The sequence below is a fragment of the Streptomyces kebangsaanensis genome (assembly GCF_001906585.1).
Taxonomy (GTDB): domain Bacteria; phylum Actinomycetota; class Actinomycetes; order Streptomycetales; family Streptomycetaceae; genus Streptomyces; species Streptomyces kebangsaanensis.
Genome location: NZ_JUJA01000011.1, coordinates 67,547 through 69,932 on the forward strand (window position 1 = coordinate 67,547; position 2,386 = coordinate 69,932).

2 protein-coding genes and 1 pseudogene are annotated in these 2,386 nt (G+C 74.0%); 1 reads left to right on the top strand and 2 read right to left on the bottom strand.

The features are described from left to right. Together RH94_RS41770 and yczE are read right to left on the bottom strand one after the other, a co-directional pair. Positions 1-239, bottom strand: a pseudogene (locus RH94_RS41770) (glycerophosphodiester phosphodiesterase); the annotation flags it as partial. Further along, positions 236-889: a membrane protein YczE gene (gene yczE, locus RH94_RS00945; protein ID WP_073945773.1), complete on the bottom strand. Its 654-nt coding sequence runs from the start codon at positions 887-889 to the stop codon at positions 236-238. The pseudogene RH94_RS41770 and the gene yczE, both read right to left, overlap by 4 nt. Before the next feature lie 99 nt (positions 890-988). Between yczE and RH94_RS00950 the strand changes: the two genes are divergently transcribed. Further along, on the top strand, positions 989-2,386 hold a 1,398-nt coding region (locus tag RH94_RS00950; RefSeq protein ID WP_234425428.1), incomplete at its 3' end, for an SCO1417 family PLP biosynthesis transcription factor.

Consider the following 2,386-nt stretch of genomic DNA (forward strand, 5'->3'; position numbering starts at 1 on the left):
GGCAGGTCCGCGATCCGGCCCGCGCCGTCGGTCACCCGGTCCAGCGTGGCGTCGTGGAAGGCGACGAGCCGGCCGTCCGCGGTGGCGTGGACGTCGGTCTCGATGTAGCGGTAACCGAGGCCGACCGCGCGCCGGAACTGCGCCACGGTGTTCTCCAGGCCGTCGGCCGCCCCGCCGCGGTGCGCGAAGGGAATGGGCCCCGGGTGGTCGAGGTACGGGTGGCGTACGAGCGTGCTCACGGACGCAGTATCGCCCCATCGGATGTCGCTGTGGCAACGGCCGCACTGCCGCCGGTTGCCGCCGGGACGGCGAACACGCGCAGGAACAGCTGGGCCAGCGGACCGATGGTCAGCGCGTACAGGACCGTGCCGACGCCGATCGTCCCGCCGAGGGCGAAGCCGGTGGCGACGACCGCCACCTCCACGGCGGTGCGCGTCAGACGGATCGAGCGGCCGGTGCGCCGGTGCAGCCCGGTCATCAGCCCGTCCCGCGGACCGGACCCGAAGCGGGCGGCGATGTAGAGGCCGGTGGCCACTCCGTTGAGCACGACACCCGCCACGAGCAGGAGTACGCGTACGGCCGGGGAGTGGACGCCGGGCAGCAGGGCGAGGGCCCCGTCCAGGGCGAGGCCCACCACGAGGACGTTGGAGACCGTGCCGAGCCCGGGGCGCTGGCGCAGTGGGGCCCACAGCAGCAGCACCACCGCCCCGACGATGACCGACACCGTGCCGATCGTCAGACCCGTGAGCCCGGCCAGGCCCTGGTGCAGCACGTTCCAGGGCTCCAGGCCCAGGCCCGCCCGGACGAGAAGCGCGGAGCTCGCGCCGTACAGCGCGAGTCCCGCGTAGAGCTGGATCAGTCGTCGCCCGAGACGGGCCCGTGTCGACAAAACGTCCCCCTGGTGGTGGAAGTGGCCTGGTGCATGACACTCTGTGGCTTGGGGAGAAAACCCATCCATGGCCAATTCGTGGAAGGTGGACTGGTCGTCATGGCGCAGTGGACCTCGGCGGTGGGCGCCGCGCAGCTCGCCCGACTGCTCAAGTCCCAACAACACCGCCCGGCGGGCTCCGGCACCCGCCGCCCGCCCGCCTACCGGGCGCTCGCCGACGGCATCCGGCTGCTGGTGCTCGAAGGCCGCGTCCCGGTGGCCGCCCGGCTGCCCGCCGAGCGCGAACTCGCCCTGGCCCTCACCGTCAGCCGCACCACGGTCGCCGCCGCCTACGAGGCCCTGCGCACGGAGGGGTTCCTGGAGTCCCGGCGCGGCGCGGGCAGCTGGACCGCGGTACCGGCCGGCAACCCGCTGCCCGCGCGCGGACTCGAACCCCTGCCGCCGGAGGCACTGGGCTCGGTGATCGACCTGGGCACCGCGGCCCTGCCGGCCCCGGAGCCTTGGCTGACCCGTGCCGTGCAGGGCGCGCTGGAGGAACTGCCGCCCTACGCCCACACGCACGGCGACTACCCGGCCGGGCTGCCCGCGCTGCGGTCGATGATCGCCGAGCGGTACACCGCGCGCGGGATCCCCACCATGCCGGAGCAGATCATGGTGACGACGGGTGCCATGGGCGCCATCGACGCCATCTGTCACCTCTTCGGGGGCCGCGGCGAGCGCATCGCCGTCGAATCGCCCTCCTACGCCAACATCCTGCAGCTGATGCGGGAGGCGGGCGCCCGGCTGGTGCCCGTTGCCATGGCCGAGGGGCTGACCGGGTGGGACCTGGACCGCTGGCGCCAGGTGCTGCGCGAGGCCGCGCCCCGGATCGCCTACGTCGTCGCCGACTTCCACAACCCGACCGGCGCGCTCGCCGACGAGGACCAGCGGCGCCGGCTGGTGGAGGCGGCCCGCTCGGCGGGGACGGTGCTCGTCGTCGACGAGACGATGAGCGAGCTGTATCTGGATGCGGGCCTGGACATGCCGCGGCGGGTGTGCAGCTTCGATCCCGCCGGGTCCACGGTGATCACGGTCGGTTCGGCCAGCAAGGCCTTCTGGGCCGGGATGCGCATCGGCTGGGTGCGGGCCGCCCCCGACGTGATCCGCAGCCTGGTCGCCGCCCGGGCCTACGCCGATCTGGGCACGCCCGTACTGGAACAGCTGGCAGTGAACTGGCTGTTCACCACCGGCGGCTGGGAGGAGGCCGTGAAAATCCGCCGCGTCCAGGCCCGGGACAACCGGGACGCCCTGGTCGCGGCGGTCCGGCGGGAGCTGCCCACCTGGGAGTTCGAGGTCCCCGGCGGCGGCCTCACCCTGTGGGTGCGCACCGGCGGCCTCTCCGGATCCCGCCTCGCCGAGGTCGGCGAACGCGTCGGCGTCCGCGTCCCCTCCGGCCCCCGCTTCGGCGTCGACGGTGCCTTCGAGGGCTACGTCCGCCTGCCGTTCACCGTCGCCGGA